3 protein-coding genes are annotated in these 2,154 nt (G+C 71.0%); 1 reads left to right on the forward strand and 2 read right to left on the reverse strand.

Translation table 11 applies throughout. From position 1 onward, the window contains the following. A partial coding sequence (locus VF794_RS39545) for a DUF4339 domain-containing protein (protein WP_331118856.1) occupies window positions 1-655 on the reverse strand: 655 nt, incomplete at its 3' end. A 268-nt stretch (window positions 656-923) separates the two neighbouring features. After that, window positions 924-1,229 (reverse strand): hypothetical protein, encoded by a 306-nt coding sequence (locus VF794_RS39550; RefSeq protein WP_331118858.1) that lies wholly within the window; start codon window positions 1,227-1,229, stop codon window positions 924-926. 157 nt (window positions 1,230-1,386) lie between these two features. Between VF794_RS39550 and VF794_RS39555 the strand changes: the two genes are divergently transcribed. Further along, window positions 1,387-2,154, forward strand: a 768-nt coding sequence (locus VF794_RS39555) for a cyclic nucleotide-binding domain-containing protein (RefSeq protein ID WP_331118860.1), incomplete at its 3' end; no start/stop codon positions are given.

The raw sequence follows: 2,154 nt of genomic DNA on the forward strand, positions 1-2,154 counted from the left end.
CCCTGCCCCGGCGCGTGGGCGCGGGGGCCTCGGGAGCCATGGGCAGCACCAGGGCGGGAATGACGGGCGGAGCCACGGGCACCACCGGAGCCATCACCACGGGCGCGGGCGCGGGCGCGGGAGCACTCGGCGCGTCCAGCAAGGCCGCGCGCGCGTCCTCCTTCGCCTGCTCCCGCTCCGCCTTCATCCGCAGCAACCACGACTCCTCCTCCGCGACGAGCGAAGTGAGCGCGGAGCTGACCGTCGGCTTCGCGACCACGGCGACACTCGCGTCGGCGCCCACCGTGGGCAGCCCCGCGTCCGTCAGCGCGGCCACCAGCTCGGGCACACGCGACAGCGTCTGCCAACCCGACCACCCCTCGCACCACATGAGGGTGTCGGGGCTCAAGCCGCCCTGGTGCCACAGCTCCCGCAGCCGCTCCAGGCGGAACGGCCCGGACGCCTGCGAGTCCCGCTCCATGAACCACTCCACGGCGCCCACCTGCACGCGAGCGCTCGCCTCCGCCTGGGAGGTGACCTGCTCGGCGGTGGCCTCCGGAACCGGCGCGCCGAAGAGCGCGTCGTCGAAGATGGTGTCCAGGTCATCCGGGCGCACCGTGCGCAGCGCGGACTGGACACTCTCCGGTGCGGCCTCGGAGTCCGTAGGTGAGAGCAACGGGGGTCTCGCCCCGCTGCCCGCACGAGAAGTAGACCCCCCCTCAATGCCTGTTCGGTATTCGCCCACACGCCCTCCCCTTCCGGCCCCCTACCGCCCCAACCTCAGGGCAGTGCATGGCCGAACTTAAGGACGTCCGAGGGGGCCGCCAGGATTCACTCCCCCCGATACAAATCGTACCTTCCACTTCCGAGCGCTTCCCGGGAAGGAAAGTTCTACGCCGGACGCCCCGGCCTCCCGCACAAGCAAAAACTCCTGGACACCCGGACTACGACGTTTCCGTGGAGGGGCAAGGAAGGTGAGAGATCAACTCCGCGTCTTCCCTCGCCGGGTCGAGCAGCAACACATCCAAGGCCTGTCCATCGCGCGAGAGTTGAACAGTGACCTGCCCGCGGGGGCAGTACCCCAGGCAGCCGGTGAGGCTGATACGGACGTGCTCGGCGTACCCGTTGCCGGCGAGCGTGGCGCGGATGCGGCGCGGCAGATCCACCATGCCGCCCACGCTCGTCTCCAGCCGCATCACGCAGCGCTGGCACACCTGGGCCTGTGTCTCCCGCGAGTCCGAGTCCCTCAAGCTTCTCCTCAACACGCACCGCTCGCGCCGTCCGTCCCCGGGCCGGCTCCTCGGCTCCTGGAACAGGCGGCGGAGCGAGCCCCACCCCACCTGAAAGGTCCCCCTGGGCAACAGGTTGAAGGGTGGTAGGGTGGAGCACCGGGGAGCGTGAGCACAGATGGTCGACGTGCCGGACAGACTTCTTCAGCAACGGGAGAAGGCCGGGTTGCTCGCCGCGCGAGACAGGCTGGATGTGGCGCTCGCGGAGTTCCAGAAGCTCGAGCACCAGGGCCGGCTGGACGAGGCCGCCGCGGGTTACGAAGGACTGGCGAGGGCGTGGGCCCAGGGCAGCCGTCCCCTGCGTGCCATGGCGGCGTGCAAGGCCCTGCTGCGACTGGAGCCACGGCACACCCACATGCCCTCGCTGATCGCGGACTTCTACACGCGGCGCTCCACCCCACCGCCCCGACAGGCCGAGGGCCGCGGGACGCCCGCCGAGTTCGAGCTCCTCCCGGACTGGGAGGGCCCGGCGCCCATCCCCATCTTCTCGAAGCTGGACCGGGAGGCGTTCCTGGCGGTGCTCGAGGCGATGGAGGTACGCACGTACGCGGCTGGCCAGACGCTGGCGCGGGCGGGGGAGCCGGGCACGTCCATGTTCATCATGGTGGAGGGTCAGGCGGACCTCGTGCACAAGCCCCGGGGAGAGGCGCCGCCGGAGGTGCTGTCGCTGGTGGAGGGGGGCGTGTTCGGAGAGGCGGCGCTCATCAACCCCGGGCCGCGGCTGGCGACCGTGACGACGACGGCGTCCTCGACGCTGCTGGAGCTGACGCGGGCGCGACTGGCGGAGCTCTCGCCGCACCATCCGCTGGTGGAGCTGGCGGTGCAGTCCTTCTACCGGGAGCGCGCGGTGGACAACCTGCTGCGCACCCACTCCATGTTCTCCCTG

It is taken from the genome of Archangium sp. (assembly GCF_036389735.1).
Taxonomy (GTDB): domain Bacteria; phylum Myxococcota; class Myxococcia; order Myxococcales; family Myxococcaceae; genus Archangium.